This window comes from Streptomyces sp. NPDC050534, assembly GCF_044457745.1.
GTDB lineage: Bacteria > Actinomycetota > Actinomycetes > Streptomycetales > Streptomycetaceae > Streptomyces.
The window spans coordinates 220,288-246,992 of record NZ_JBITHF010000012.1; the positions used below are offsets into that span (position 1 = coordinate 220,288).

Annotated in this window: 30 protein-coding genes and 1 pseudogene; 8 read left to right on the top strand and 23 right to left on the bottom strand. The window is 70.5% G+C overall.

The features are described from left to right. Positions 1-113: 113 nt before the first annotated feature. The 7 genes and pseudogenes from ACIBN2_RS35010 to ACIBN2_RS35040 all read right to left on the bottom strand — a co-directional run bounded on the left by ACIBN2_RS35010 (position 114) and on the right by ACIBN2_RS35040 (position 4,713). Positions 114-764, bottom strand: coding sequence for a TetR/AcrR family transcriptional regulator (locus ACIBN2_RS35010; protein WP_399140545.1), 651 nt, complete (start codon positions 762-764; stop codon positions 114-116). A 74-nt stretch (positions 765-838) separates the two neighbouring features. Further along, positions 839-1,138, bottom strand: a complete 300-nt coding sequence (locus tag ACIBN2_RS35015; protein WP_399140547.1) for a DUF4229 domain-containing protein — start codon at positions 1,136-1,138, stop codon at positions 839-841. 93 nt (positions 1,139-1,231) lie between these two features. Further along, entirely contained in the window at positions 1,232-1,756 is a 525-nt protein-coding gene (locus tag ACIBN2_RS35020; protein ID WP_399140549.1) for a GNAT family N-acetyltransferase, read from the bottom strand. A gap of 130 nt (positions 1,757-1,886) precedes the next feature. After that, positions 1,887-2,213 (bottom strand): annotated as a pseudogene (locus ACIBN2_RS35025) (uracil-DNA glycosylase family protein); the annotation flags it as partial. Positions 2,214-2,299: 86 nt separating this feature from the next. Further along, positions 2,300-3,463, bottom strand: a complete 1,164-nt coding sequence (gene mqnE / locus ACIBN2_RS35030) for an aminofutalosine synthase MqnE (protein ID WP_399140551.1) — start codon at positions 3,461-3,463, stop codon at positions 2,300-2,302. A gap of 46 nt (positions 3,464-3,509) precedes the next feature. Further along, positions 3,510-3,965, bottom strand: a complete 456-nt coding sequence (locus ACIBN2_RS35035) for an Lrp/AsnC family transcriptional regulator (protein ID WP_399140553.1) — start codon at positions 3,963-3,965, stop codon at positions 3,510-3,512. A 67-nt stretch (positions 3,966-4,032) separates the two neighbouring features. Further along, positions 4,033-4,713 carry a UbiX family flavin prenyltransferase gene (locus ACIBN2_RS35040; RefSeq protein WP_399140555.1) on the bottom strand — a complete coding sequence of 227 codons (681 nt, stop codon included), beginning with the start codon at positions 4,711-4,713 and terminating at the stop codon, positions 4,033-4,035. A gap of 91 nt (positions 4,714-4,804) precedes the next feature. On the opposite strand from ACIBN2_RS35040, the gene ACIBN2_RS35045 reads away from it, so the two are divergent. After that, entirely contained in the window at positions 4,805-5,407 is a 603-nt protein-coding gene (locus ACIBN2_RS35045) for a rhomboid family intramembrane serine protease (RefSeq protein WP_399140557.1), read from the top strand. A gap of 110 nt (positions 5,408-5,517) precedes the next feature. Here ACIBN2_RS35045 and mqnP read toward each other — a convergent pair whose 3' ends face one another. Both mqnP and ACIBN2_RS35055 read right to left on the bottom strand, forming a co-directional pair. Further along, positions 5,518-6,420, bottom strand: a complete 903-nt coding sequence (gene mqnP, locus ACIBN2_RS35050) for a menaquinone biosynthesis prenyltransferase MqnP (RefSeq protein ID WP_399140559.1) — start codon at positions 6,418-6,420, stop codon at positions 5,518-5,520. Next, positions 6,417-7,868: a menaquinone biosynthesis decarboxylase gene (locus ACIBN2_RS35055; protein WP_399140560.1), complete on the bottom strand. Its 1,452-nt coding sequence runs from the start codon at positions 7,866-7,868 to the stop codon at positions 6,417-6,419. Before ACIBN2_RS35055 ends, mqnP begins: the two co-directional genes overlap by 4 nt. 88 nt (positions 7,869-7,956) lie before the next feature. On the opposite strand from ACIBN2_RS35055, the gene ACIBN2_RS35060 reads away from it, so the two are divergent. Next, entirely contained in the window at positions 7,957-8,361 is a 405-nt protein-coding gene (locus ACIBN2_RS35060) for a PLD nuclease N-terminal domain-containing protein (protein WP_399140561.1), read from the top strand. Between the two features lie 15 nt (positions 8,362-8,376). On the opposite strand, the gene ACIBN2_RS35065 is transcribed toward ACIBN2_RS35060, so the two are convergent. After that, the gene (locus ACIBN2_RS35065; protein ID WP_399140563.1) at positions 8,377-8,613 is read right to left on the bottom strand and encodes a hypothetical protein; all 237 of its coding nucleotides are present in this window, start codon (positions 8,611-8,613) and stop codon (positions 8,377-8,379) included. Positions 8,614-8,666: 53 nt separating this feature from the next. After that, positions 8,667-9,005 carry an ArsR/SmtB family transcription factor gene (locus ACIBN2_RS35070; protein ID WP_399140565.1) on the bottom strand — a complete coding sequence of 113 codons (339 nt, stop codon included), beginning with the start codon at positions 9,003-9,005 and terminating at the stop codon, positions 8,667-8,669. A gap of 159 nt (positions 9,006-9,164) precedes the next feature. On the opposite strand from ACIBN2_RS35070, the gene ACIBN2_RS35075 reads away from it, so the two are divergent. Further along, the gene (locus tag ACIBN2_RS35075) at positions 9,165-10,142 is read left to right on the top strand and encodes a zinc-binding alcohol dehydrogenase family protein (RefSeq protein ID WP_399140567.1); all 978 of its coding nucleotides are present in this window, start codon (positions 9,165-9,167) and stop codon (positions 10,140-10,142) included. 44 nt (positions 10,143-10,186) lie between these two features. Here the strand turns inward: ACIBN2_RS35075 and ACIBN2_RS35080 are convergent, their stop codons facing one another. Beyond that, on the bottom strand, positions 10,187-10,489 hold the full coding sequence (locus ACIBN2_RS35080) for a hypothetical protein (protein WP_399140569.1): 303 nt from the start codon (positions 10,487-10,489) through the stop codon (positions 10,187-10,189). A gap of 118 nt (positions 10,490-10,607) precedes the next feature. Between ACIBN2_RS35080 and ACIBN2_RS35085 the strand changes: the two genes are divergently transcribed. The 4 genes from ACIBN2_RS35085 (at position 10,608) to ACIBN2_RS35100 (ending at position 13,800) form a co-directional block, all read left to right on the top strand. Beyond that, positions 10,608-11,318: a MerR family transcriptional regulator gene (locus ACIBN2_RS35085; protein ID WP_399140570.1), complete on the top strand. Its 711-nt coding sequence runs from the start codon at positions 10,608-10,610 to the stop codon at positions 11,316-11,318. 101 nt (positions 11,319-11,419) lie between these two features. Next, positions 11,420-12,319, top strand: a complete 900-nt coding sequence (locus tag ACIBN2_RS35090) for a transglutaminase-like domain-containing protein (protein WP_399140571.1) — start codon at positions 11,420-11,422, stop codon at positions 12,317-12,319. 64 nt (positions 12,320-12,383) lie between these two features. Beyond that, positions 12,384-12,833 (top strand): nucleoside deaminase, encoded by a 450-nt coding sequence (locus tag ACIBN2_RS35095; RefSeq protein WP_399140572.1) that lies wholly within the window; start codon positions 12,384-12,386, stop codon positions 12,831-12,833. Then, positions 12,826-13,800: an isopenicillin N synthase family dioxygenase gene (locus ACIBN2_RS35100; RefSeq protein ID WP_399140574.1), complete on the top strand. Its 975-nt coding sequence runs from the start codon at positions 12,826-12,828 to the stop codon at positions 13,798-13,800. The genes ACIBN2_RS35095 and ACIBN2_RS35100 overlap by 8 nt, the downstream gene beginning before the upstream one ends. Positions 13,801-13,819: 19 nt before the next feature. On the opposite strand, the gene ccsB is transcribed toward ACIBN2_RS35100, so the two are convergent. From ccsB to hemL, 7 genes are all read right to left on the bottom strand, one after another. Then, entirely contained in the window at positions 13,820-14,920 is a 1,101-nt protein-coding gene (gene ccsB, locus ACIBN2_RS35105; protein WP_399140576.1) for a c-type cytochrome biogenesis protein CcsB, read from the bottom strand. Then, entirely contained in the window at positions 14,917-16,647 is a 1,731-nt protein-coding gene (locus ACIBN2_RS35110; protein WP_399140577.1) for a cytochrome c biogenesis protein ResB, read from the bottom strand. The genes ccsB and ACIBN2_RS35110 overlap by 4 nt, the downstream gene beginning before the upstream one ends. Positions 16,648-16,650: 3 nt before the next feature. Further along, complete coding sequence (locus ACIBN2_RS35115; protein ID WP_399140579.1) at positions 16,651-17,421, bottom strand: cytochrome c biogenesis CcdA family protein; 771 nt, start codon at positions 17,419-17,421, stop codon at positions 16,651-16,653. Position 17,422: 1 nt separating this feature from the next. Further along, positions 17,423-18,046, bottom strand: coding sequence for a TlpA family protein disulfide reductase (locus ACIBN2_RS35120; RefSeq protein WP_399140581.1), 624 nt, complete (start codon positions 18,044-18,046; stop codon positions 17,423-17,425). 66 nt (positions 18,047-18,112) lie between these two features. Continuing rightward, on the bottom strand, positions 18,113-19,393 hold the full coding sequence (locus tag ACIBN2_RS35125) for a hypothetical protein (RefSeq protein ID WP_399140582.1): 1,281 nt from the start codon (positions 19,391-19,393) through the stop codon (positions 18,113-18,115). Between the two features lie 145 nt (positions 19,394-19,538). Continuing rightward, positions 19,539-20,237 carry a histidine phosphatase family protein gene (locus ACIBN2_RS35130; protein WP_399140584.1) on the bottom strand — a complete coding sequence of 233 codons (699 nt, stop codon included), beginning with the start codon at positions 20,235-20,237 and terminating at the stop codon, positions 19,539-19,541. Continuing rightward, positions 20,234-21,553 carry a glutamate-1-semialdehyde 2,1-aminomutase gene (hemL, locus tag ACIBN2_RS35135; protein ID WP_399140585.1) on the bottom strand — a complete coding sequence of 440 codons (1,320 nt, stop codon included), beginning with the start codon at positions 21,551-21,553 and terminating at the stop codon, positions 20,234-20,236. Before hemL ends, ACIBN2_RS35130 begins: the two co-directional genes overlap by 4 nt. Before the next feature lie 348 nt (positions 21,554-21,901). On the opposite strand from hemL, the gene ACIBN2_RS35140 reads away from it, so the two are divergent. Then, complete coding sequence (locus ACIBN2_RS35140; RefSeq protein ID WP_399140587.1) at positions 21,902-22,537, top strand: hypothetical protein; 636 nt, start codon at positions 21,902-21,904, stop codon at positions 22,535-22,537. A 62-nt stretch (positions 22,538-22,599) separates the two neighbouring features. Here ACIBN2_RS35140 and ACIBN2_RS35145 read toward each other — a convergent pair whose 3' ends face one another. From ACIBN2_RS35145 to ACIBN2_RS35160, 4 genes are all read right to left on the bottom strand, one after another. Beyond that, positions 22,600-24,039 (bottom strand): ATP-binding protein, encoded by a 1,440-nt coding sequence (locus ACIBN2_RS35145; protein WP_399140588.1) that lies wholly within the window; start codon positions 24,037-24,039, stop codon positions 22,600-22,602. Next, positions 24,040-24,747 carry a response regulator transcription factor gene (locus ACIBN2_RS35150; RefSeq protein ID WP_399140671.1) on the bottom strand — a complete coding sequence of 236 codons (708 nt, stop codon included), beginning with the start codon at positions 24,745-24,747 and terminating at the stop codon, positions 24,040-24,042. It lies immediately after the preceding gene. A gap of 128 nt (positions 24,748-24,875) precedes the next feature. Continuing rightward, complete coding sequence (locus ACIBN2_RS35155) at positions 24,876-25,487, bottom strand: FMN reductase (protein WP_399140590.1); 612 nt, start codon at positions 25,485-25,487, stop codon at positions 24,876-24,878. Further along, positions 25,484-26,644, bottom strand: coding sequence for an LLM class flavin-dependent oxidoreductase (locus ACIBN2_RS35160; protein WP_399140591.1), 1,161 nt, complete (start codon positions 26,642-26,644; stop codon positions 25,484-25,486). Before ACIBN2_RS35160 ends, ACIBN2_RS35155 begins: the two co-directional genes overlap by 4 nt. Positions 26,645-26,705 lie beyond the last annotated feature (61 nt).

Here is a 26,705-nt window from a genome sequence, read left to right on the forward strand (position 1 = left end):
GCCCAGCAGGCCCAGGCATCGACGCGGACGGTCGGGCCGCCGGACCCGGCAAGGTACGGGCGGAGGGATCCGTTCCCTCAGTGCCCTGCGTCCAGGTTGGCGCATGACAGCCGTCATGCCTCCGCCGCGAGCGGGGGTGACCACGGCCGGCCCTCCATGAGGTTGCCCAGGCCCGCCCAGGCGAAGTTCATCAGGGTGGCCGCCGCCTGCCGGGCCGTGGTGCCGGGGGTGGCGTTGGCCCAGGCGGCGAGGGACTCGGCGGCGCCGACCAGGGCCTCGGCGAGACCGGCGACCTCGCGCTCGGGCAGGTCGGGGTCGCGGTGGGCCTCCCGGGCCGCGACGACGATGAGCTGGGTGACGAACGCGACGATCTCCTCGCGCATCGCGGTCACCTCGGCCGCGAACGGTTCACGGGTACGGGCCTGCAGATGCAGCACCGCCCAGCCGTCCGGGTTCTGCGCGGTGTGCGTGAAGAACGCCCGCAAACCCTCCCAGAGTTGGCGGTCGGCGGGCAGATCGGGCCGGACGCCGGCCCGGACGGCCTCGACGAGCGCCGTCGCCTCCCGCCGGATACAGGCGGTGAACAGGTCTTCCTTCGAGTTCAGGTACAGGTAGACCAACGGCTTGGACACACCCGCCAGTTCGGCGATCTCGTCCATCGACGCGGCCATGTACCCCCGCTGCCCGAAGGTCCGCACGGCGGCGTCCAGCATCTGCTGCTCACGGACCGCCCGCGGCATGCGCTTGGTCTTCACGGCACCCATGGGAGAAGGGTAATTGGGCGGGCGTTCCCCGAGACCCCCGCCGGCCGTACGACTACCGGGTGGGACCTGGGCGGCTACGAGGTCTGGCCCTGTGCCCGGGCCGCGTCGTCCGCGCCGTCCTCCTGGTTGCGGCTGGCCTCCAGGTTGGCCTTGGCCCGGTCCACCCGCTCGACGATCTGCACCGAGGCCCGGTCACGCTCCTTGCGCAGGACCACGAAGCTGATCGGGGCGGAGATCACCAGGGCCAGCAGGACGACCCACATGCCGTTGGACTCGCCGAGCCCGCGCGGGACGATGCCGGAGTAGACGAGGCCCCAGACGACCACGAGGCAGCCCGCGAAGATCCCGAGGCGCATCAGCGTGTAGCGGAGCATCTCAATCCACTCTTCCGTCTCTGACAGTTTCGAACGACCCCAAAAGGCCCACCGTCCAGTGAAGCACGCCTGACCGGCGATCTTCGACCGGGGTCAGGTGAGCGGCAGCAGCATGAAGACGTCGTCGCGGTCGTCGCCCGGGGCGACGCGGATGGCGCCGGGCACCCGCCCGACCTCCTTGTAGCCGCAGGAGCCGTAGAACCGCTCCAGGCCGTTGCCGCCGCGGCAGGTGAGCCGGATCGCGCCGATGCCGTCGAACCCGCGGGCCGCGTCCTCGGCGGCGGCGAGGAGGTCGCGCCCGTATCCCCTGCCCTGGTGGCGGGGGTGCACCATCACCGTGTAGAGCCACACCCAGTGCCGCATCAGCCGGTGGGTGTTGAAGGAGAAGAAGGCGGTCGCCGCGACCTCGCCGGACTCGTCGTGGCCGACCAGCAGCCGGGTCCGGCCCTCGGCCATGGCGACGAAGTGCTTCACGAGCTCCGGGCGTATGTCGTCCGCCGTGACGGGCGGCACGAAGCCGACCGAACCGCCCGTGTTCGAGACGTCCGCCCACAGCTCGAGGACGCCGTCGCGCAGGGCGGGAGTGACGGCGGGGTCAAGAGTGAAAGTAAGGGACACCGGGCCATGGTACGCATTACCTTCAGCAGACGCGCCGCCACTCCGAGATCCGAGACGAGCCCCTGGTACGCCGGATCCACGGGCTCCCGGCGCGGCTCGTGCCGACCGTGCACCCCTCGTCCGTGCTGCAGGCGGACGACCGGGAGAAGTGCTTGACCGCGTTGGTGACGTACGCGTCCTCCGGGTCGATGCCGGCGTCCGCGCGGGCGCGGTCGAGGAGCTTGCCGGCCGGCCCGACGAAGAGCCTGCCCTGACGGTCCTCCTGGTCGCCGGGCTGCTCACCGACGAGCATCACGCGCGCGTGCGCGCTGCCCTCCCCGAAGACGGTTCGGGTGGCGTCCCGGTGCAGAGGACAGCCCGGGCAGCCGGCGGCGGCCTTGCGCAGGGCCGCAAGCCCGCCGCGCCCGGGCAGGAAGGGTTCGGCGGTACAGGCATCCTCGGGCGCCTCGGTGACCATGCGGCCCGGGTACCCACCCCGGGGGCGCGGGGAACTGCGCGATCAGCCCCCGCGCACCCGCAGCCGAAGCACGACCGGACTTCCCCTCACACCCGCATCGGCTGAGGGGACTCCCTGCGCTCCGGGTCCGGACCCTCGTACTCGCGGATGATCTCGTAGCGCGTGTTGCGCTCCACCGGGCGGAAGCCGGCGTCGCGGATCAGGTCGAGGAGGTCCTCGCGGGTCAGCTTGTTCGGCGTGCCGTAGTTGTCCGCGTCGTGCGTGATCTTGTACTCGACGACCGAGCCGTCCATGTCGTCGGCGCCGTGCTGGAGGGCCAGCTGGGCGGTCTGCACGCCGTGCATGACCCAGAAGACCTTGACGTGCGGGACGTTGTCGAAGAGCAGGCGGGAGACCGCGAAGGTCTTCAGGGCCTCGGCGCCGGTGGCCATCTGGGTGCGGGCCTGGAGCCGGTTGCGGACCTTGCCGTCCTTCATGTCCACGAAGTCGTGCTGGTAGCGCAGCGGGATGAAGACCTGGAAGCCGCCCGTCTCGTCCTGCAGCTCACGCAGGCGCAGCACGTGGTCCACGCGGTGACGCGGCTCCTCGATGTGGCCGTAGAGCATGGTGCACGGGGTCTTCAGACCCTTCTCGTGCGCCAGGCGGTGGATGCGCGACCAGTCCTCCCAGTGGGTGCGGTGGTCGACGATGTGCTGCCGGACCTCCCAGTCGAAGATCTCGGCGCCGCCGCCGGTCAGCGACTCCAGGCCCGCGTCGATCAGCTCGTCGAGGATCTCGGAGGCGGAGAGCCCGGAGATCGTCTCGAAGTGGTGGATCTCGGTCGCCGTGAAGGCCTTCAGGGAGACGTCCGGCAGGGCCGCCTTCAGCTCCCGCAGCGAGCGCGGGTAGTAGCGCCACGGCAGGTTAGGGTGCAGGCCGTTGACGATGTGCAGCTCGGTGAGGTTCTCGCCCTCCATCGCCTTGGCGAGCTTGACCGCCTCCTCGATGCGCATCGTGTACGCGTCCTTCTCGCCCGGCTTGCGCTGGAACGAGCAGTAGGCGCAGGACGCCGTGCACACGTTGGTCATGTTGAGGTGGCGGTTGACGTTGAAGTGGACGACGTCGCCGTTCTTCCGCGTCCGCACCTCGTGCGCGAGGCCGCCGAGCCAGGCCAGGTCGTCCGACTCGTACAGCGCGATGCCGTCCTCGCGGGTCAGCCGCTCACCCGCCCTGACCTTCTCCTCCAGCTCACGCTTGAGCCCGACGTCCATGCCCACACCTTTCTCCGACGACACCGACAACCGTACGTCCCGGCCGCTACACCTCTTCGGGCAGCTCCCCGACCCGGTTCTCCCACTTCGTGGAGAGAATGATGGTGGTACGGGTGCGGGAGACGCCCTTGGTGCCGGACAGCCGGCGGATGATCTTCTCCAGGCCGTCCACATCCGCCGCCCGCACCTTGAGCATGTACGAGTCGTCGCCCGCGATGAACCAGCAGTCCTCGATCTCGGAGAGGTCCTTCAGCCGCTGGGCCACGTCCTCGTGGTCGGTGGCGTCGGACAGCGAGATGCCGACGAGTGCGGTGACGCCGAGGCCGAGCGAGGCGGCGTCGACCGTGGCGCGGTAGCCGGTGATGACGCCGGCCGCCTCCAGCCGGTTGATGCGGTCGGTGACACTGGGTCCCGACAGGCCGACGAGGCGCCCCAGCTCCGCGTAGGAGGCCCGGCCGTTCTCCCTCAGGGCCTGGATGAGCTGCCTGTCCACCGCGTCCATGCGATCGAAGCCTTCCGCTGAAGAGTTCCTGAAGTGATGAGAGGTGCTAGGGGTACTGCGACTTGCCCTACTCGCCCGTCCCGCGGTGCAGTTCGCCCTTCCAGCGCCGGTACAGGCCGTGCTCGACGCCCGCCGCGTCCAGCACCCGCCCGCCGACGAAGTCCACGAGGTCCTGGATGTGGGTGGCACCCGCGTAGAAGCCCGGTGAGGCCGGCACCACGCTCGCGCCGGCGTCGTCCAGCGCGACCAGGTGCCGGAGGGTCTGGCCGTTCAGCGGGGTCTCCCGTACGGCCACGACCAAGGGGCGGCGTTCTTTGAGGGTGACGCTCGCCGCCCGCTGCAGCAGATCCTTGGACAGCCCGAGCGCGACGCCCGCGACACAGGCCGTGGAGGCGGGCACGATCAGCATGCCCTTGGTGCGGTACGACCCGGAGGACGGTCCGGCCGCGAGGTCGCCCGCGCTCCAGTACCGCACGTCCGAGAGGTCGGTCTCGAAGGCGCCGGGCTTGCCGTCGGCGCCCCGGGTCAGCCATTCCCGCAGGTCGTCCTGCCAGTGAGCGTCCCGGAAGGCGATGCCGGTCTCGTCCAGCAGCGTCAGCCGCGAGGCCCGTGAGACGACGAGGTCCACGCTCTCGCCGGCGTCGAGGAGTGCGCGCAGCACCGACGCGGCATATGGCGTGCCGGAGGCGCCGGAGACCCCTACGATCCAAGGCGTACGCAGCGTCTCTCCTGGCTTGACTGGGTTCACAACACCGAGCCTATCCGGCGTCGCAGCATGGGAACCGGCCAAGGGGGTCCGGTCGTTCCCCGGAGGGGACGAGCGAGCAGTGGGGGACGCCATGCCGGGTACGGAGCTCGAGTGGTCACGCACCGACCGTGCGAAGGCCGCGGCCAAGCTGATGGTGGGCTGGGTCGCGCTGCTGTGGCTGCTGGAAGTGGTCGACGTGGCGAGCGGCCACGCGCTGGACGGCCTGGGCATCACCCCGCGCGAACCGTCCGAGCTGGTCGACGTCGTACCCGCCGCGTTCATCCACTTCGGCTTCGCCCATGTGGCCGCCAACAGCGTGCCGCTGCTGGTCATGGGCTTCCTTGCGGCCCTGGGCGGCCTGCGCCGGTTCGCCGCCCTCTGCCTCGCGATCATCGTCGCCGACGGACTCGGTGTGTGGCTCATGGCTCCGGCGCACACCAACACCGCGGGCGCCTCCGGCCTCATCTTCGGCCTCTTCGGCTTCCTGCTGGTCAACGGCTTCGTGGAGCGCCGCCCGCTCGGCGTCGTGGTCGGCCTGCTCGTGGGGGCGGTCTGGGGCGGCTCGATCCTGCTGGGCCTGTCCCCGCTCCAGACGGGCGTGAGCTGGCAGGCCCATCTGATCGGCCTGGCGGCGGGCGTGGCGGCGGCGTTCTGGTTCGGCCGTCGCGGCACGCCCAGGGCGCTCATACGGTGAGTCCTGCGCACCCTGTCCGGTGATGTCCGGTGGGAAACGCGCCCTCCCGGTGGGGTGGCGCACCCCCTCCCGGTCACCGTGGCCCACTCAGCCGACGCCGCGAAGACGGTTCAGAAGGTCAGCCCGCGCACCAGCAGATCCAGCAGCGCGCACACGAACAGGGCGATCCCGATGAACCCGTTGACGCTGAAGAACGCCCTGTTGAGGCGGGACAGGTCGTGCGGGCGGACGATGTTGTGCTCGTAGACGAAGGCGCCGGCGACGATCATCAGGCCGATCCAGAAGAAGGCGCCGGCGTCCGTCGTCACCGCGTACGTGACGAGCAGGGCCATGACCGCGATGTGGCAGACGCGGGCGCCCCAGATGGCGGCCGGGATGCCGAAGCGGGCCGGGACCGACAGGACGCCGATGCTGCGGTCGGTCTCGACGTCCTGGCAGGCGTAGATCAGGTCGAAGCCGCCGATCCAGATGCCGACGGCGAGGCCGAGGATCGTGGCGTCCCAGGACCACTCGCCGGTGATCGCGAGCCAGCCGCCGATCGGGCCCATCGCCTGGGCGATGCCGAGGATGGCCTGCGGGAAGTTCGTGAACCGCTTGCCGTAGGGGTAGACCACCATCGGGATCACCGCGATGGGGGCCAGGGCGAAGCAGAGGGGGTTGAGCAGGGCCGCCGAGCCCAGGAAGATCACGACCGCGATCAGCGCGCCCGTCCAGGCGTGCTTGACCGACATCGCGCCGGTGACCAGCTCGCGTTGCGCGGTCCGCGGGTTACGGGCGTCGATCTCGCGGTCGATGATCCGGTTGACCGCCATCGCGAAGGTGCGCAGGCCCACCATGCAGACGGTGACCAGGAGCAGCCGCCCCCAGTGGATGTTCCGGTCCCACTCGAACATCGCGGTGAGAGCGGCGATGTAGGCGAAGGGCAGGGCGAACACCGAGTGCTCGATCATCACCAGCCGCAGGAACGCCTTGGTTCTTCCTGGCTGCGGGATCGCGGCAGAGGCGCTGCTCACAAGCCGTACTCCTTCCATCGGCGGTCGACCTTCGCCGCCGTCTGAGGATCGGACAGGACCATGTCGGGCCAGCCGCCGTCGCGCGTGTAGCCCTCCTCGGGCCACTTCTTCGTCGCGTCGATCCCGGCCTTCCCTCCCCAGAACTGCTGGTAGGAGGCGTGGTCGAGATGGTCGACGGGGCCTTCGACGACGCTGAGATCACGGGCGTAGTCCGTGTTGCCGAGGGCGCGCCAGGCGACCTCGTGCAGATCGTGGACGTCGCAGTCGGAGTCCACCACCACGATCAGCTTCGTCAGGGACATCATGTGTGCCCCCCATACAGCGTGCATCACCTTTTGGGCGTGCTTGGGGTATTTCTTGTCGATCGAGACGATCGCGCAGTTGTGGAAGCCGCCGGCTTCCGGCAGGTGGTAGTCCACGATGTCCGGCACGATGATCTTCAGCAGCGGGAGGAAGAACCGCTCCGTCGCACGCCCCAGCGGTCCGTCCTCCGTCGGAGGGCGGCCTACGACGATCGACTGAAGCAGCGGCCGCTTGCGCATCGTCACGCAGTCGATGGTCAGTGCGGGGAACGGCTCCTGCGGCGTGTAGAAGCCGGTGTGGTCGCCGAAGGGCCCCTCGGGCAGCATCTCGCCGGGCTCCAGCCAGCCCTCGATGACCACCTCGGCCTGCGCCGGGACCTGCAGCGGGACGGTCTTGCAGTCGACCATCTCGATCCGCCTGCCGGCGATGAACCCGGCGAAGAGGTACTCGTCGATGTCGCCGGGGAGCGGGGCCGTGGAGGCGTAGGTCACCGCGGGCGGGCAGCCGAAGGCGATCGCGACCGGCAGCCGCTCGCCCCTGCGCGCCGCCACCTGGTAGTGGTTGCGGCTGTCCTTGTGGATCTGCCAGTGCATGCCGATGGTGCGGCGGTCGTGGCGCTGGAGGCGGTACAGCCCGAGGTTGCGGATGCCGGTCTCGGGGTCCTTGGTGTGCGTGAGGCCGAGGTTGAAGAAGGAGCCGCCGTCCTGGGGCCAGGTGAACAGCGCGGGCAGGGCGTCGAGGTCGACGTCGTCGCCGGTGAGCACGACCTCCTGCACGGGGGCGTCCTTCACCTTCTTCGGCGGTACGTGCGTCATCGCGCCGAGCTTGCCGAAGGCCTCGCGCACGCCGACGAAGCCGTGCGGCAGTTCGGGGCGCAGCAGTCCGCCGATCCGGTCGGAGATCTCTCCGTACGACTTCAGGCCCAGCGCCTTCAGGAGCCGGCGGTCGGTGCCGAAGACGTTCATCGCGAGGGGCATGGACGAGCCCTTCACGTTCTCGAAGAGCAGCGCAGGGCCGCCCGCCTTCTGCACCCGGTCGACGATCTCCCCGACCTCCAGGTACGGATCGACCTCGGCCTTGACGCGCTTGAGGTCGCCCTCGCGTTCCAGTGCCCTGAGCAGGGAGCGAAGATCGTCGTAAGCCATGCGTCCCAGTATCGGCCACCCGCTACCCTGACCCCGTCACCGGGGCTGGAAAGCGCCTCGCCACCGTCTGTTGGGGGATCGCGCCACCATGCTCAGGTATCTGCCGTTCCTGCTGGTCCTGGCACTGTGGGTCTTCGCTTTCCTCGACTGCCTGAACACCCCCGAGGAGCAGGTGCGCGGGCTGCCCAAGGTGGTGTGGGTGCTCATCATCCTGTTCTTCGGCGAGGTGCTGGTCGGCCCGATCGCCTGGCTCGTGGCGGGCAAGGTCCGACACGCCCCCGCGGGCGGCGCCACGCCCTCCGAGTGGCACCGCAGCCACCGCACCCGGTTCGTCGCCCCGGACGACAACCCCGAGTTCCTGAAATCCCTCCGCGAGGTGACCGAGAAGGACGAGGCCCTCCTCAAGGACTGGGAGGCGGACCTGCGCCGCCGCGGGGAGGAGCTGCGGCGGCGGGAGCAGGGGAAGCAGGAGAACGGGGACAAGGAGCAGTAGTCCGCCGGCCGGCGGTCAGCGGCTCGGCGCCGTCGCCGTACTCGCCCCTGACGTATCCGCTGCCGGCTTCTCCGTCCCGCTCGGCGGGGTGCCGCCGCGAGTCCGGTGCGGGGCAGCGGACTTGCTGCCTCCGGGGTCCACCTTCAGCCCGCCGTCGGTGTGACCGGCGCTCAGGGCGTCGACATACATGCCCGTGGCCACCAGCAGGGCGACGGTCGCTCCGGCCGACGCGATCCAGGTGCGCTTGCTCATGTCCCCTCCGTCCGTTGCCTTCGGGACTGTGACGCCGGCGGGGGTGGAGACGTTCAGGCGGCCGGATCGTCCCGCAGCACCAGGGCCAGCAGTCCCGGGAACCGCGCGTCGAACTCCGCCCTGCGCAGCCGGTTGACCCGGCGGGCGCCCTCGTCGCGCTGCTCCACCAGCCCGGCGCCCCGCAGTACCGCGAAGTGGTGGCTGAGGGCCGCCTTGCCGACCGGTACGTCGAAGCTGCCGCAACTGCGGGTCCAGTCGGCCGAAGCCGCCAACTCCCTTACGAGGGTGATGCGTACGGGGTCGGCGAGGGCGGCGAGCGCGGTGAGGACGGGCACCTCGCCGGGGTGCGTGTGGCCGGGGGCGGCCCGATGACCGGTGGTGCGCTGCGCCACGCCCTGCTCCTTGCCGAGAATTCACTTGCCCGGGACTCGTTGGCCGGGGACTCACCGGCCCGGGATTCGTTCGCCGGGTTTCCGCTTGCCGAGTGTTCGATGAAAACCATACACTCACGAGTGTTCGCTTCACATCGAACACTCGTGAGGAGTGCTGTCATGCGCGCGGTGGAGTTCCAGGAGTACGGCGGACCCGAGGTGCTGAAGGTCGTGGAGGCGGAAATCCCTGAGCCCGGCCCCGGCCAGGTGAGCGTCGACGTGGCGTACACCGGCGTGAACTTCGCGGACCTCAAGGCGCGCAGCGAGGGGTATCGCGTGCCCCAACTCCCGTTCGTACCGGGCCTGGAGGCGTCCGGCCGGGTCCGTGCGGTCGGCGAGGGCGTCACCGGGCTGTCCGTCGGGCAGGAGGTGACGGCCCTGACGGAGGGCGGCGCCTACGCGGACGTCGTGCTCGCGCACGCCTCGACCGTGTTCCCGGTCCCGGCCGGGGTCGGCCTGCGTACGGCGGCGACGCTGCCCACCGTGCTGCCGACGGCGTACGCCCTCGTCCATTCCGTCGGCCGGCTCCAGCCCGGCGAGACGGTGCTCGTGCAGGGCGCGGCGGGTGGAGTCGGCACCGTGGCCGGGCAGTTGGCGAAGGCGGCGGGCGCTGGGGCGGTGTACGGAGTGGTGTCGGGCGCGGCCAAGGCGGACTACGCACGCGAGCAGGGGTACGACGAGGTGTTCGTCGGCGAGTTCGCCGAGGCGGTGCGGGCCGCCACCGGAGGCCGCGGCGTCGACCTCGCGCTGGATCCCGTCGGCGGCGAGACCCTCCGCCTCAGCCTCGCCTCGCTCGCGGTCTTCGGGCGCCTGGTCTCCTTCGGCAACGCGAGCTCGGCACCGGCCTGGACCGTGGGGCAGCCCGAGCTGTACCCCTCCGGCGTCTCGGTGGGCGGCTTCTCGATCCTGACCCTGGCGAAGACGGCCCCCGGCGAGCTGCGCACCCTCGCAGAGCGGGCCTTCGCCAAGGCCCTGGACGGCACGGTGTCGCTGCCGGTCACCGCCGAGTTCGGCCTGGAGGAGGCTGCGGAGGCGCATCGCCTGATGGGCACGCGCACCAGCACGGGCAAGCTCCTGCTCAGGGTGAACGGCCGGTAGCGGCGGTGAACGGCCGGTAGCGGCGGTGAACGGCCGGTAGCGGCTCAGCCCTCCGGGCCCGCCTCCAGCCAGGTCAGCTGGAGGTCGTCGAGCAGCGACTGCCCCGGCCGTCCCGAGGACTGCGCGTTGATCTCCACCTGGACCGTCGCCCAGCACGCGAGGCTCATGGCGAGGACCCGCAGTCCGTCCGTGCCGTACCGGTCCAGGACGTCGTCGGCGCAGTCCAGGGCCTCCTGGGCGACGCGTTCGGCGGGATAGGTGCCGACCGCACGGCGCAGAAGATCGATGGACAGGCGGGAGACCTCCGGAGCGATGGCGGACAGATGCTGGTCCTCTTCTTCGTCCACGTCGTCACACTAGGGGACGGAGTCGATCTCGTACGGTTTCCGCCATGAATCTGCCACTTGGTGAAGATCCGGCAACGGGCGAGGGCGGGCCCGGAGCGTGTCCGTAACGTTCGGACGGATGAGAAACGCCGACCGCCTCCGCCCCGTCGACCTGGCCCGGCTGGCCGGCGTCTCGACCCAGCAGGTCCGCAACTACGAGGACGCGGGCGTGCTTCCCCCGGCCGCCCGCACCGCGTCCGGCTACCGCACCTTCACGGACGTCCACCGGCGCGCCCTGCTGACGTACCGCGCACTGGTGAAGGGGTACGGCCCGACGGCGGCGGCCCACATCATGCGGACCGTGCACGCCGGCGACGTCCCCGGCGCCCTCGCCCTGGTGGACGCCACGCATGCCGCCCTGCACACGGAGCGGACCGATCTGGGCGCGGCGACCGCGGCGCTGGAGGCGCTGGCGCGTGCGGAACCCCAGCCGCTGCCCGCTCCCGGCGCGCTGCGCGTCGGGGAGGTCGCCGCGCTGCTCGGCGTACGGCCGTCCGCGCTCAGGGTGTGGGAGGCGGCCGGGCTGCTCACGCCCGGGCGGGAGCGCGGGACGCGGTATCGCACGTACGGCCCGGCGGACGTGCGCGACGCGCGGCTGATCCAGACGCTGCGCCGCAGCCGCTACCCCCTCGACCAGATCCGCCCGGTCCTGGAGGGACTGCGCCGCGAGGGCGGCAGCGAGGCGCTGCGGGCGGCGATCACCGCGCGCAGGCAGGCGCTGACGGAGCGGACGCGGGCGATGCTCGAAGGGGCGGGGGCGCTGTACGAGTACCTGACGGCCGGCGCCTGACCGCGGCGAAGCGGCTGGACAATTCGCGGGGAATTTTGGCACGGTGAGGCGCACCGGCCCGTAATCGAACACGTGGCCGATGATGCCGAAAGGGAGGCTTCGTGTCCCTCGCCTTCTACGCAGCGCAGAGCACCTTCTCCGACCCCGGCGAACTCGTGGCCCGTTACGCCGACTTGCCGCATGACCCGGCCCAACTCGCCCGTATCACACGCGACTTGCTAATCCACCGCCTGGAAGACGGCATCTTCGGCCACACCCACCCGGTCGACCGCCTGCACGACGACGCCGAGACCCGCTACGTCGACGACATCCTGCGCGTCCTCGTCTCGCGCGACGACGCCCCACTGACCCGACGGCGCGAGCCGGCCGACCGGTTCGTCGGGACCTGCCGGGACTTCGCGCTGCTGCACTGCTCGTTCCTGCGCCACGCCGGCGTCCCCGCCCGTACCCGGAGCGGCTTCGCCGACTACTTCGGGGACGGCGGCTTCCATGCCGACCACGTCGTCACCGAGTACTGGGACGGGGAACGCGGCTGGCTGCTCGCCGACCCCGAACTCGCCGACCCCTTCGTCACCGGCCACTGGAACGTGGACTTCGACCCGATGGACGTCCCGCGCGACCGCTTCCTCGTCGCGGGCGAGGCATGGCGGGCGATCCGGGAGGAGGGCGCGGACCCGGAGACCTTCGGACTGCACCCGCCGGAGCAGGGCCCGTTCTGGGGCGAGCGGTTCGTCTCGGGCAACATCCGGCTCGACCTGGCCGCGCTGAACAAGGTGGAGCCACTGCTCTGGGACGTCTGGGGCGAGGCCGAGGGTGAACCCGGAGAGCCCCTGCCCGAACCGGCCCGCCTCTTCTACGACCGCGTCGCCCCCGTCGTCAGCGGTGACGTCTCCTTCGACGCGGCACGCACGCTCTTCGCCGAGGACGACGTCCTGCGCACGCCGAAGACGGTGACGTGCTACGCGCCCTTCAACGGGCCCAGCCGGGTGACGCTGCGCTGACGCCCACCCGGGGCCGAAGCGCCCGGCGTTGCCCCGGCGCCCCGCCCACCGGACAGTGGGAGACATGGATCAGGCACAGGCACGCAGCTGGCTCACCACCGCCGTCGAGGAGGCCCGCGCCGGACGCGCGGAGGGCGGCATCCCGATCGGCGCCGCGCTCTACGGCGCCGACGGCACCCTCCTCGGCCGCGGCCGCAACCGGCGCGTCCAGGACGACGACCCCTCGACGCACGCGGAGACGGCCGCGTTCCGCGCGGCGGGACGGCAGCGCACGTACCGCGGGACGACCATGGTCACCACGCTCTCGCCGTGCTGGTACTGCTCCGGTCTGGTCCGCCAGTTCGGCATCTCGCGGGTCGTGGTCGGCGAGGCCGTGACCTTCCACGGCGGGCACGACTGGCTGGCCGGGCACGGCGTGGAGATCGTGCTGCTCGACGACCCCGAGTGCGTCGGGATGATGCGCGACTTCATCGAGAAGGAACCGGCACTGTGGAATGAGGACATCGGTGAGTGACACCCCCGCTCCGCGTATCCCGGCCGTCGACCTGCGGCACTGGACGTCCGGCGGCCCCGACGACCGCGCCCGGATCGCCCGCACCGTCGACGAGGGCCTGCAGACCGCCGGATTCCTGCTGGTCACCGGCCACGGTGTGGACCCGGGGCTGCGCTCACGCATCCGGGAGTCGGCCCGTGCCTTCTTCCGCATGCCGGCAAGGACGAAGAGGGCCTACGAGGCGAAGGTCGGCGGCCGCGGCTGGCTCGGACCAGGCGCGGAGGCCAACGGCCACGCGGAGGGTACCGAGACCCCGCCGGACCTGAAGGAGTCGCTGACCTTCGCCACCCACGAGCCCTTCGAGGACCCGGTCGTCAACGCGGAGTGGTACGCGCCCAACGTGTGGCCCGCCGAGGTGCCGGAACTGAAGGGGCTGTGCCAGGAGTACCTGGAGCGGATGGCCGGGCTGGAGAAGCAGCTGCTGGCCCTGCTCGGCGAGGCCCTCGGGGTCGGGCCGGACTTCTTCGCCCGGCACATGGACCACCCGACGTACGGCTTCAACATCAACTGGTACCCGGGCACGGAGGTCGTCGGCGAGCCGCAGCCGGGGCAGTTCCGCATCGGCCCGCACACCGACTTCGGCACGGTGACCATCCTCGACCGGCAGGCCGGCCGGGGCGGTCTTCAGGTCCACACGGACGCGGGCGGCTGGGAGGACGCGCCGTACGACCCCGCGGCCTTCACCGTCAACATCGGTGATCTGCTGGCCCGTTGGACCGGCGACCGCTGGCGCTCGGGGCGGCACCGGGTGCTGCCGCCGCCCGCGGACGCGCCCGCCGAAGAGCTGATGTCCCTGGTCTACTTCGGCGAGTGCACCCCGGGCACCCTGGTGGAGTCCCTGCCCGCGCCGGTGGGGCGGGTGGCGCACCCGCCCGTCGACTCGCACGTGTACCTGCGCGCGAAGCTGGACTCGATCACCGTGGGCTGAGCCCGACGGCTCGCCCGGCTCACACGCCCGCGTAGGAGTGCTTGCCGGAGACGAAGATGTTGACGCCGTAGTAGTTGAACAGCCAGCAGCCGAAGGCGATCAGGGCCAGGTAGGCGGCCTTGCGGCCCTTCCAGCCGGCGGTGGCGCGGGCGTGCAGGTAGCAGGCGTAGGCGACCCAGGTGATGAACGCCCAGGTCTCCTTCGGGTCCCAGCCCCAGTAGCGGCCCCAGGCCGACTCGGCCCAGATCGCGCCCGCGATGATCGTGAACGTCCACAGCGGGAAGACCGCGGCGTTCAGGCGGTAGGCGAACTTGTCCAGGGACGAGGACGCGGGCAGGCGCTCCAGGAACGACGTCGCGAAGCGGCCGGGCGTGCCGCCGTTCTCCAGCTTGGTCTCGTAGGAGTCCTTGAAGAGGTAGAGCAGCGTGCCCGCCGCGCCCACGTAGAAGACCGCGCCGCACAGGATGGCGGTGGAGACGTGGATGTAGAGCCAGTACGAGTGGAGGGCGGGAACCAACTGGTCACTGGCGGTGTACAAGACAGTGACGGCGATGCCGAGGTCGAGGAGGACCGTCGTGACCAGGAACAGGCCGAGCCAGCGGACGTTCTTCTTCAGCGCCAGCAGCGTGAGGTACACACCGACGGCGACGGTGGAGAAGGTGATGTTGAACTCGTACATGTTGCCCCACGGCGCCCGCTGCACCGAGGCCGCCCGGGCGATCACGCCGACGAGGTGGACGACGAAGGCGAGCACCGTGAGCGAGATGGCGATACGCCCGTAGAGGTCGCCCTGCTCGTCCCCGCCGTGCGCCCCGGGCCCGTCGGGCACGTCACGGGAGCCGGCCGAGGACCGTACGACGACCTTGGGCCGCTCGAGCACGGCCGTGCCGCCCGCCGTCTTCACGGTGACGGCCGGGGCGGCCCCCTTGCCCTTCCCCGTCGTGGTCAGCGCGGCCGCGGTGCGGGCGACCTTGCTGCGGCTGCCGAAGAGCCATTCGGCGATATAGGCGAAGAAGGCCAGGGTGTAGACGGCCATCGCGGAGTAGATCAGCGTGTTGCTGATGTTCGCGAGGTGTTCGTTGGCGGCCGTGGCCAACTCGGTCGGGGCGGCGAAAGTCACGTCGTCTCAGCCCTTTCGGCAGATGCGACTTGGGTGTCGGGGGTGGTGTCGTCCGGGTCTGGGAAGTCGTCGGGCTCGGGTGCGCCCGGCGCCTGGTCGTACAGGATTGCGGCGAGGTCGCCGAGTTCCTCGGGTACCTTGGCGGACTCGCTGCGGCCGAGTCCGGCCATCTCCACGACCGTCACGCCGTCGGCGCCCTCCACCGCCCGCACCCACACACGGCGGCGCTGGATGAACAGGGAGCCGGCGAGGCCGAAGATGGCGACGAGCGCGCCGCCGAGCGCCCAGGCGGTGCCGGGCTGCTGGACGACCTGGAAGTTCGCCCACTCCTTGGTGCCCTCGTAGGTGATCGTGCCCGCGCCGTTCGGGAGCGTCATGGTCTGGCCGGGCTTCAGGTTGTCCCTCAGCTGGGCGCCCTTGGCGTCCTTGAAGCCCTTCACGTGCGACTTGTCGAGCTGGTACACGCTCTGCGGGATACCGGAGTCGACGCCCAGGTCGCCGTAGTACGGCGTGAGGTTCAGGACCGGGTTCCGCAGCGCCGGGAAGGTGGAGGCGGTCTCGCTGCCCTTGGTGTAGGTCGGCAGCAGGAAGGCCGAGATGCCCAGCTGCTGGCTGAGGCCCTTGGCGTTCCGGTAGCCGTCGAGGACCTTGATCACGCCGGTGGAGGTGACGTTGGAGTCGAGCGGGAGGAGGGGGACGGCGTCGTGGTAGACGACCTTGCCCCTGCCGTCGCGGACGGTGATCAGCGGGGCGTAGCCGTGGGCGGTGAGATAGACGTTGGCGTCGCCGATCTGCAGCGGCTCGTTGACCTTGACGAGGTCCTTGTGGTCCTTGCCGTAGGCGCCCTTGCTGTAGGTGAGGGCGGCCTGGTAGGTGCGCGGGGTGCCCTTGTTGGGGCCGCTGGCCTCGTAGGTGCCGGTGAACTTGTCCAGGGTGAAGCTGAACGGCACCAGGTCGTCGGCGGTGAAGAGGTTGCCGGACTTGAAGTCGTCGTACTGCGTGGTGGTGTTGGAGAAGCCGTCGCCCTCGACGATCAGCTTGTTGCCCTCGGACTTGAAGAGCTGGCCCCAGGCGAAGGCGGTCAGCAGCACGATCAGCGCGATGTGGAAGGCGAGGTTGCCGATCTCGCGCAGATAGCCCTTCTCGGCGGCGACGGCGTCACCGGCGCGATGCGCGCGGAACCGGCGCTTCTTCAGCAGGGCGAGCGCGGCCTCGCGGACCTGCTCGGGCTCGGCCTCGGTCCGCCAGGTCGTGTACGCCGGCAGCCGGGTCAGCCGCTTGGGCGCGCCCGGCGGCCGGCCGCGCAGCTGCCCGGCGAACTGATAGGTGCGCGGGATGATGCAGCCGATGAGCGAGACGAACAGCAGGATGTAGATCGCGGAGAACCACACCGAGCTGTAGACGTGGAACAGGCCGAGCCGGTCGTAGACCGGCGCGAGGAAGGTGTGGGCCTTGCGGAAGTCGGCGACCTTGGTCTCGTCGGTGCCGGCCTGCGGGATCAGCGAGCCGGGGATCGCGCCGAGCGAGAGGAGCAGGAGCAGCAGCAGCGCGACCCGCATGGAGGTGAGCTGCCGCCAGAACCAGCGCGTCCAGCCGATCACGCCCAGGGAGGGCAGGTTCGGCAGCTCCTCCTTGGGTGCGGTGGACAGCTGCGAGCCGGCCGCGCCGAGGTCGTCGTCGGCCCGCTCGGCACTCGTGCCGGACGCGGTCTTAGGAGTGGTGCTCATCGGTCAGATCCCCACAGTGAAGCCGGCGGACCAGGACTGCATGTCCTGCACGAGGCGGTCCCAGGCGCCGGTGAGCAGCAGCAGACCGGTCACGATCATCATCGTGCCGCCGATCCGCATCACCCAGACGTAGTGGCGCTTGACCCAGCCGAAGGCGCCCAGCGCCTTGCGGAAGGCGACCGCGGCGAGCACGAACGGCACACCGAGGCCGAGGCAGTAGGCGACGGTCAGTATCGCACCGCGCCCTGCGCTGGACTGCTGGGAGGACAGGGCCAGCACGGAGGCGAGGGTGGGTCCGATGCACGGCGTCCAGCCGATGCCGAACAGCGCGCCGAGGAGCGGGGCGCCGGCGAGTCCGGCCACGGGCCGCCGGTGGAAGCGGAATTCACGCTGGCTCATCCAGGGCATCAGGCCCATGAAGAAGACGCCCATGGCGATCATGAGCGCGCCCAGCACCTTCGACAGGACGCCCTTGTTGTCCTGGAGCGTGTCGCCGAAGAAGCCGAAGAGGGCACCGCTGGAGACGAACACGGCGGTGAAGCCGAGCACGAAGAGCGAGGCGCCGGCGACCATCCGCCCGCGCCGGGCCTCGGCCAGGTCGGTGCCGGTGACGCCGGTCACGTACGACAGGTAGCCGGGCACCAGCGGCAGGACACACGGGGAGAAGAAGGAGACGAGGCCGCCGAGGAGCGCGACGGGCAGGGCGACCAGCAGGGCGCCGTTGAGCACCGTGCCGTTGTAGCCCGTGGCGGCGAGTGTGGTGACTGAGGTCACGTCACTTCTCCGCGAGGACCGGGGCGATCATCTTGCGCAGCTTCTCCTCGCTGAGCGCGGCCAGCGAGCGCGCGGCGATCTTCCCCTCCCGGTCGAGGATGAGCGTGGAGGGGACCGCCTGCGGGTTGAGGGTGCCCTTCTTGAAGCGGAGCATCAGCTTGCCCGTCGGGTCGTACAGGCTCGGGAAGGTGATGCCCTCGTCCTTTTCGAAGGAACGCGCGTTCTGGACGCTGGTGTCGCGGGTGTTGATGCCGACGAACTGCACGCCCTTGGCCTTGAGGTCCTTGTTGACCTTCTCGAGGTTGGGCGCCTCGGCCCGGCAGGGGGCGCACCAGGAGCCCCACACGTTCAGGACGACGATCTTGCCCTTGAAGGAGGCGACGTCGGCCGTGCTTCCGTCGACGGTCTTGCCGGACAGGTCGGGCGCCTCGGCGCGCTCGCCCTTCTTGGCGGTGGAGATGCCGTCCTTGCCCATGACGAAGTTGGTGTCACCGCCTCCGCCGGAGGTCCCTCCGGACGAGCAGGCGGACATCAGCAGCGCGGCGACCGCGGCACCGGCGGTGGTCAGGACGACACGGCGGTGTGCGCGGTTCGAGCGCATGGGGGCGCGGCTGGCGGCACTCATGTGAAAAGTTTCGCATGTCCGTTCCGGGGATCTTGCGCACCCCCCTCGCGAGGGGATTTCCGCCTCTCAGGCGGCCTGCCCGGAGGGCGAGGAGGAGGACGACGGGGCGGCCTGGAGGAAGGTCTTCCAGCCGCCGGCCGGCGCCTGTCCGACGTCGAGCGTCCGCAGCTTGCCGAGCACCTCCGGCTTCTGGACGTCCATCCAGTCGGCGAACTGCCGGAAGGAGACGAGGCGTACGTCCGCGCCCTTCTCCTTCTCCCGCGCGATGTGCTTGAAGGCCTCCTCGACGGCGTCCATGTAGATGCCGCCGTTCCAGTGCTCGAAGTGGTTGCCGATGAAGAAGGGTGCCCGGTTGGTCTCATATGCCCGCTTGAAGCCTGATATGTAGGCGTTCGCGGACTGGGTGCGCCAGCCGGGGTAGTTGTAGGCGGGCGCGTTCGTCGAGTTGACCGACTGGTTGGCGAGCATGTTGTAGTCCATCGAGAGCACCTCGAAGCTGCGCCCGGGGAACGGTATCTGCTGCAGCGGCAGGTCCCAGACGCCCTGCTTCTTGTCGGGCCAGGTCTGGCGGCCGCCGGGCGAGGAGGCGTCGTAGCGCCAGCCGAGCTCCTTGGCGGTGGGCAGCAGGTTGTTCTGGCCGAGCAGACAGGGCGTGCGGCCGCCGACGAGCTCCTTGTCGTAGTCGAAGGGCAGGGAGGGCAGTTCGCTCCAGCCGGTGTTGGTGCGCCACTCCTTCACGAAGGACTTGGCCTGCTGGATCTCGCTGCGCCACTGCGCGGGCGTCCAGTTGCCGACGGTGCCGTGGCCGGAGCAGAAGTGCCCGTTGAAGTGGGTGCCTATCTCGTGGCCCTCGAGCCAGGCGCGGCGGACGTTCGTGAGCGTGGCCTTGATGTGCTCGTCGGTGAGGTAGCCGATGTCGGAGGCGCCGCGCGGGTTGTTCGGCGGGTTGTAGAGGCGCTTCTTCGACTCGGGCAGCAGATACAGCCCGGAGAGGAAGAAGGTCATGGCCGCGCCGTGCTCCTTGGCCAGGTCGAGGAAGCGCGGGAAGAGGCCGTTGCCGACCTCGCCGGCCCCGTCCCAGGAGAAGATCACGAACTGGGGCGGGGTCTGGCCCGGCTCCAGCGGCTCGGCCTTCGCGGGCTGGTGGGGCTGCCTGCCGGTGAAGGACGTCGAGCCGTCGCCGATGGGCCGGGACGGGTGCGCCGAACTGCCGGACCCACCCGCGTGGGAACCCGATGCATGGCTCGAACCGTCTGACGACTTGAGGGCGCCGCAGGCCGAGAGTGAGGCGGCTGCCGCGGCGCCCGCGCCGAGACCGAGCATTCCCCTGCGAGAGAGCGTGCGCATTCCATCCCCGATTCGTCATGTGCTCTGGTGGTCACCCAGTCAGAGGACATGACGAACGGTGAGGTTCCTCGCGAATACGTTGACCTCGTAACAAAATGTCACGGACGCGTCATGGAACCCAAAGGGGATGAAACGCCTCTTAGTCTCAGGCGCCGAACGCCTTCCCCTGGCCCTTCACCGGCTTGGCACCGGCGAGCAGATGGGCCGGGACGAGATCGCGGGCCGGCTCGCTGTAACCCACGGAGACGAGCTTGTCGCCCTGGTAGGTGAAGCTCGTCAGCGAGGCGAGCGTGCACTGCCGCTTGCGCGGGTCGTGCCACAGCCGCCGCTTCTCGACGTACGACCGCACGATCCAGATCGGCAACTGGTGGCTGACGAGCACCGCCTCGTGCCCGCGCGCCCGGTCCTTGGCGGAGTCCAGCGCCTGCATCATCCGTACGACGATGTCGACGTACGGCTCGCCCCAGGAGGGCCGGAACGGGTTGACGAGGTGCTTCCAGTTGCCGGGCTTGCGCAGCGCGCCGTCGCCGACGCCGAAGGTCTTGCCCTGGAAGACGTTGTCGGCCTCGATCAGCCGCTCGTCGGTGGCGAGATCGAGCCCGTGCGCCTTGGCGATCGGGGTCGCCGTCTCCTGCGCCCGCTCCAGCGGGGAGGCGCAGACGTAGGTGACGTCGCGGGGGGCGAGGTGCTCGGCGACCCGGTCGGCCATCTGCCGCCCGAGCTCGGACAGGTGGTAGCCGGCGAGCCGCCCGTAGAGGACCCCGGACGGGTTGTCGACCTCGCCGTGCCGCATGACGTGGACGACGGTGATGTCGCTGCCCGCCGTGTTGTTGGTCTCGCTCATGCTGCCGTGGCCTCCGCCGCCGCTCGGGCCGCCGCCGGGAGGGCGTCGGCGATGCGCTGTACGGCCTGCTCGTCGTGGGCCGTGGACACGAACCAGGACTCGAAGGACGAGGGCGGCAGATAGACGCCCTGCGCCAGCATCGAGTGGAAGAAGGCGGTGAAGCGGAACGACTCCTGCCGCTTGGCGTCCTCGTAGTCCCGGACCTCGCGGTCCGTGAAGAAGACCGAGAACATGTTGGAGGCGTTCTGCAGCCGGTGCGCGACGCCCTCCTTGGCCAGCGCCTCGGTGACGAGCGCCCGGATCTGCTCCGAGACGGCGTCGACCTTGGTGTAGGCGGCGTCGTCGAGGAGGCGCAGCTGGGCGAGGCCGGCCGCGGTGGCGACCGGGTTCCCGGAGAGGGTGCCGGCCTGGTAGACGGGACCGGCGGGCGCGAGGTGCGCCATGACGTCGGCGCGGCCGCCGAAGGCCGCGGCGGGGAAGCCGCCGCCCATGACCTTGCCGAAGGTCATGAGGTCGGGCGTGACCCCGTCGATGCCGAACCAGCCGGCGCGGCTGGTGCGGAAGCCGGTCATGACCTCGTCGGAGATGAAAAGGGCGCCGTTCTTCGAGCAGGCGTCCTTCAGCCCCTGGTTGAAGCCGGGCTGCGGCGGCACGACGCCCATATTGCCGGGCGAGGCCTCGGTGATCACACAGGCGATCTCACCGGGGTGCCGGTGGAAGGCCTCCTGGACGGCCTCGAGGTCGTTGTAGGGAAGGACGATCGTGTCGCCCGCCTGGGCGCCGGTGACACCGGGGGTGTCGGGCAGGGCGAAGGTGGCCACACCGCTGCCCGCCGAGGCCAGCAGCGCATCGACGTGACCGTGGTAACACCCGGCGAACTTGATCACCTTCGTGCGCCGGGTGAACCCGCGGGCCAGCCGGATGGCGCTCATGGTCGCCTCGGTCCCGCTGGAGACGAGCCGTACCTGCTCCAGGGGCTCGATCCGTCCGACCATCTCCTCGGCCAGGGCGACCTCGGCCTCGCCGGGCGTACCGAACGACGTACCGCGCGCGACGGCCGCCTGGACGGCGTCGATCACGGCCGGGTGGGAGTGCCCGAGGATCATCGGACCCCAGGAACACACCAGGTCGACGTAGTCCCGCCCGTCCGCGTCCGTCAGATAGGGGCCCTTGCCGGACACCATGAACCGGGGCGTGCCGCCCACGGCCCGGAAGGCGCGCACCGGGGAGTTCACGCCGCCCGGCGTGACGGCCGCGGCCCGGTCGAACAGAGCCTGCGAGACAGGCGCTTCGTATGCATATGGCAGTTCACTCATGACCTGCGACTTCTCCGACCTTCTGCGAATCGTCCGGCTCCGGGTTGCCAGTGACCTCCTCAGGGTAGGCCAGGGTGTGACCACGGCCGCGGGGCACCGCTGCTGACCGGGGAGACAGCCGCCCGCCGGATCGATCTGCGAAACTGGGTCCTGATACACACAGCTCGAACCGCCCTCGCGTACGTATAGGAGTACGGAAGGGTGTACGGAGGCTTGTTCAGAGGCTGCGGAGATCCTGCGGGCAGGTGTCAGCACGTTTCGGCGGGCGGCCGTGGGGGAGGTCACTGACACGATGATCGGGTTGCGCGGCGGGGGCCACGCGTCCTAGAAAAGCACTCGGGTGGAGATATGCATCGCGGTGGCGGACTGGGCGAGGGGACTGATGACCTGGGTCCTCGACGTGCCCATCGGGGAAGGCACCGCCGCGAGGCGGAGGAGGCCGAGTCCCGGCAGGCTCAGGGTGTACCGAGTGAGTCCGAGCGGATCGACCGGCGGATCGACCGGCGGGGCGAGATGCTCCGGGCGGGGAGCAGGAATGGTGGTCGGGTGGGGGTGACCTACAAGTACTTCGGCGCGCCGGACGGTGCGACGGCGGCCCGTGTCCCGATCTCGATGCGCCCCGAGGAACTCGGCGGCGACGAGCTCGGGATGAACGGCATGTTCACCAAGATCAAGCCGGAGACGATGGCGGCGATGGTGCTCACCGGCATCGAAGGCGTCCCCCTGCACAAGGTCCCGCCGCTCGAACTGGTCGTCCTGCACCCCGACTACGCGGTGGTCAAGCTCCCCATGACGGTCGTCGACCCGCTGCGCGGCATAGGCGAGGAAGCGGTGGGCGCGGCGGCGTTCATCTGGTCGACGGTCCCGGACCGCGGCGGCCCGCGCGACGCGTTCAACGTCTACCAACTGCTGCACGAGTGGCAGGACTTCTCGCATCGGCTTCATGAGGCCGGGCATCAGCCGTACTGCCTGGTGTGGCCGTGATCTGAGGGTTTGTGAGAGGCGGGCGGGGCTTTCGGGTCCCGCCCTTGTCGTGTCCGCGCCGGTCAGGCCGGGCCCTGCGACGCGTTCCCCGGCACCCCCACCACCGTGAACCCGATGACCGACCCCCCGCCCTCCCGCCGGAAGGCGAACGGTGCGCCGCCGTGGGCCGTGGCGACCTCGCGGACGATCGACAGGCCGAGGCCGGAGCCGGGCAGGGAGCGGGCGTCGGCCGCGCGGTAGAAGCGGTCGAAGATACGGATCAGGTCGCAGTCGGCGACGCCGGGGCCGCGGTCGAGGACCTCGACGCGGACCGTGCCGGGCCGCGCGGGACCGGAGACGGAGATCTCGATGGGGCCGGTGACGTCGCGGTCGAACTTGGCCGCGTTCTCCACGAGGTTGGAGATCGCGCGCTGGAGCATGCCGGGGCGGCCGTCGGTCGTCGTGTCGCCGCTCGCCCGGACCCTGACCTCGTGGCCGGTGCGGCGCCGGGCGAGCCCCGCGACGTCCTCGGCGATGTCGGCGAGGTCCACCCGCTGCGGAGGCTCGGTGTCGGACTGCCCGGCGGCGAGGTCCACGAGTTCGTTGACCAGGTCGGTCAGCTCCCGGGCCTCCTGGCCGAGGTCGGCGACCAGCTCCTCGCGGGCGGCCGGAGGCAGTTCGTCGATACGGCGCAGCAGCGAGATGTTCGTACGCAGCGAGGTGAGCGGTGTGCGCAGTTCGTGGCCCGCGTCCTGGACCAGCCGGCGCTGGTCCTCCTCCGACTGCGCCAGCCGGCCCAGCATGCGGTCGAAGGCACGGCCCAGGCGGCCCACCTCGTCGTAGCCGGTGACGGGCACGTCGATGCCGAGCCGGCGGGTGCGGGCGACGTCCTCGGCGGCCGAGGTCAGGATGATCAGCCGGCGGGTGATGCGCCGGGCCAGCCACCAGCCGAACAGGCCCGCGGCGACCACCACCGCGCCCATCAGGATCAGCGTGCGCTGCTGAAGCGCCCGCAGCAGGTCCTCGGTGTCGCTGAACTCCTGCGCGACCTGCACGGCGCCCCGCCCGTCGCCCAGGGAGACGGTCGCGATGCGGTAGACGTCCGCGGCGACGTAGACGTCCTTGTGCTCGACGATCTTCCCGGCGGTCCGGCCGGCCGCGATCGCCCGGTCGTCCGCGCCGACCGGCAGCGCCGGACGGCCCCGGTCGACGACGTCCCCGGTGGGCCCCAGCACCTGCACGTCCGTCCGCGCGGGCCGCACCACGTCATGGCCGGGCGCGGACGAGGAGAAGTCCTCGGGCGTCATCCGGTGCTGCCGCACCTCGTCGCGCACGTCCTGCACGACCTGGTCGAACACCGACTCCTGGTCGACGCGGACCAGCCGGGCGGCCGCGCTGTACGACAGCACGCCGACCAGCACCGTCACGGCCGCGGTGACGGCCGCGAACGACACCGCGAACGTGGTGCGCAGCGAGACCAGCCCGGGCCGCCGTCTGTCCAGCAGCCGCCTGAGCCGGCCCACTCAGTCCTCCCGCAGCACGTAACCCACACCGCGGACCGTGTGGATCAGCGCGGGCGCCCCTGGTTCGTCGAGCTTGCGGCGCAGATAGCCGACGTAGACGGCGAGGTTCTTGGAGCCGGGCCCGAAGTCGTAGCCCCAGATGCGGTCGTAGATGGTGGAGTGGTCGAGGACGATCCCGGCGTTGCGGACCAGCAGTTCCAGCAGCTCGAACTCCGTGCGGGTCAGCTCCAGCTCACGCTCCCCGCGCCAGGCGCGCCGTGCCTGCACGTCCATGCGCAGCCCCGCGGCCTCGATCTGCCGGTCGGAGACCTGGGGCTGCTCCTTCGGCGCGTCCACCGGGGTGCCGTGCTCCGGGCTGGTACGGCGCAGCAGGGCGCGCAGCCGCGCGAAGACCTCGTCGACGTCGAACGGCTTGACCACGTAGTCGTCGGCGCCCGCGTCCAGGCCCGCGATGCGGTCCGCGGTCTCGACGAGCGCGGTGAGCATGAGGATCGGCGTGCGGTCGCCCTCGGCGCGCAGCACCCGGCAGACCTGGAGTCCGTCGATGCCGGGCATCATCACGTCCAGCAGGAGCACGTCCGGCGGCGACTTGTGGGCCTGCGCCAGCGCCTCGACGCCGTCGGCGACCGCGGTGACCTGGTACCCCTCCAGGCTCAGGGCCCGCTCCAGGGCATGACGGATGGCGCGATCGTCTTCGGCGAGCAGCACAGTCTGGGACACAGACCCAGTCTGCCTTGGCCTCCGGCGGTTCCGCCGAGCGCGCTTGCCTACGATCAGCCTTTTTACCGCGCTCTCACCGTCACAGAGGCAACCCGGACGCGATGCCTACCGTCTTCTCACCGAAGGCGGCCTGCCTCCGGGGGCGACAGCGCCGCCAGTTGGTCGGCGAAGGGGACCACGGTGAAGTCGTCCTTCACCGGCCGGCTCAGGCTCACGGACAGGCCTGTCATCAGCGCCGCCAGCTCGCCCGCGGCCCGTTCGATCCGGTCGTCCAGGCCCTCGGCGCCCCAGTCCTCCGAGGCGGCGTAGACACCGGTGGGCACGACCACCGCGCGCAGGTAGGCGAAGAGCGGGCGCAGCGCGTGCTCCAGCACCAGCGAGTGCCGGGCCGTGCCGCCGGTCGCGGCGATCAGCACCGGCTTGCCCGCCAGCGCGTCCTTGTCGAGCACGTCGAAGAAGGACTTGAACAGGCCGCTGTACGACGCCGAGAACACCGGCGTGACGACGATCAGCCCGTCGGCCCCGGTCACGGCGTCGAGCGCGGCGGACAGGTGCCGGCCCGGGAAACCGCTGGTGAAGTTGTGCGCGATCTCCACGGCGAGGTCGCGCAGTTCGACGACCTGGACCTCGGCCGGGGTCTGCCGGCCCACCGCGGCCGCGAGCCGGTCGCCCAGCAGCCGGGTGGAGGAGGGGACGCTCAGTCCCGCCGAGACGACGACGAGCTTCATACGGCGGCCTCCTCCTTCGAGTCCTGAGAGCCCTTCGAGTCCTGGGAGCCCTGCGAGTTCTTCGAGCCCTTCGGGTCCTGGGAGTCCTGGGCTGCGGCCAGCAGGGACGCGTGGGTCGGCGCCTCGGGCACGCCGGCCGGGCGCCCGGCGGCGAACTCCTTGCGCAGCACCGGCACGACCTCCTCGCCCAGCATGTCGAGCTGCTCCAGCACGGTCTTCAGCGGCAGCCCGGCGTGGTCCATCAGGAACAGCTGGCGCTGGTAGTCACCGGCGTACTCCCTGAAGGCCAGCGTCTTCTCGATCACCTGCTGCGGGGAGCCGACGGTCAGCGGGGTCTGCTCGGTGAAGTCCTCGAGCGAGGGCCCGTGGCCGTACACCGGCGCGTTGTCGAAGTAAGGGCGGAACTCGCGCACCGCGTCCTGCGAGTTCTTCCGCATGAAGACCTGACCGCCGAGACCGACGATCGCCTGCTCGGGCGTGCCGTGCCCGTAGTGGGCGTAGCGGGTCCGGTACAGCTCGATCATGCGCTTGGTGTGGTCGGCCGGCCAGAAGATGTTGTTGTGGAAGAAGCCGTCACCGTAGTACGCGGCCTGCTCGGCGATCTCTGGCGAGCGGATGGAGCCGTGCCAGACGAACGGCGGGACCCCGTCCAGGGGCCGCGGTGTGGACGTGAAGCCCTGCAGCGGCGTACGGAACTTGCCCTCCCAGTTCACCACGTCCTCGCGCCACAGCCGGTGCAGCAGCGCGTAGTTCTCGATCGCGAGGTTGATGCCCTGCCGGATGTCCTTGCCGAACCAGGGGTAGACCGGGCCGGTGTTGCCGCGCCCCATCATCAGGTCCATCCGACCGTCGGCCAGGTGCTGGAGCATGGCGAAGTCCTCGGCGATCTTCACCGGGTCGTTCGTGGTGATGAGGGTCGTGGAGGTGGAGAGGATCAGCCGCTCGGTCTGCGCCGCGATGTAGCCGAGCATCGTGGTGGGCGACGAGGGCACGAACGGCGGGTTGTGGTGCTCACCGGTCGCGAAGACGTCGAGCCCGACCTCCTCGGCCTTCAGCGCGATCGCGACCATGGCCTTGATGCGCTCACGCTCGGTCGGCGTACGGCCCGTCGTGGGATCCGGGGTGACGTCCCCGACGCTGAAGATCCCGAACTGCATGGTCGCTCAACCTCCACTTTGTTGACGCTTCAACTATACCGGCGAACGACGGCCGGTCCCC